1 protein-coding gene is annotated in these 595 nt (G+C 65.4%); it reads right to left on the bottom strand.

Translation table 11 applies throughout. From position 1 onward, the window contains the following. Nucleotides 1–410, bottom strand: a 410-nt coding sequence (locus tag ABD401_RS24975; RefSeq protein WP_344609941.1) for a hypothetical protein, incomplete at its 3' end; no start/stop codon positions are given. Between the last annotated feature and the right edge of the window lie 185 nt (nt 411–595).

Below are 595 nucleotides of genomic sequence, written 5' to 3'. Positions count from 1 at the left end.
GCTTGGACGCCTTGCACGCCGAGGTCGCACACCATGTCCACGTCCTGGTGGGCGAAGACCTGGCTGACCTGGTAGGTGGAGTTCAGTGTGTTCGCCGTGATCCACCCCTGGCCGCCGACCACGAAGTAGTCCGACGCCGTGCCGGCGAGGATCAGCCAGGAGTGACCGGAGGTGGCCGTCCCCCAGGAGTCGCCGACCGATCGGCCGAACGAGTCCCGGAGGTTCGGGTACAGGGCGCGGCAGGAGAAGTTGTCCCACAGCGTCCTGTCGTCGGTCGACGTGTTTCCCGACAAGCGGAACATGCTCACGCCGACGTACCCCGCCGCGGTCAGTGAAGTGTTCGTGACACTCGACCACGACGGCTCCGTGTCGCCCTCAAGCCACGCCTTCGCCGAGATCGTCGAACCCACGCAACGCAGGCGCATATTGATCCCCGTGCCGGGGGTGTACGTGGCAGCGTTGATCAGAACAGCCAGCTGGGACCCCGAACCGGCCACGGTAGATCGCAGAGTGACCGTGACGGTCCCGCTCGTGCTCCACACCGCCCGCACCAGATAGGCATTAGAAGCCGAGCCGATACTTCCATTGTCCGACC

The sequence above is a fragment of the Sporichthya brevicatena genome (assembly GCF_039525035.1).
Taxonomy (GTDB): domain Bacteria; phylum Actinomycetota; class Actinomycetes; order Sporichthyales; family Sporichthyaceae; genus Sporichthya; species Sporichthya brevicatena.
Note: the sequence above shows the minus strand (reverse complement) of the source record. Positions and strands in the feature narration are given on the sequence as shown.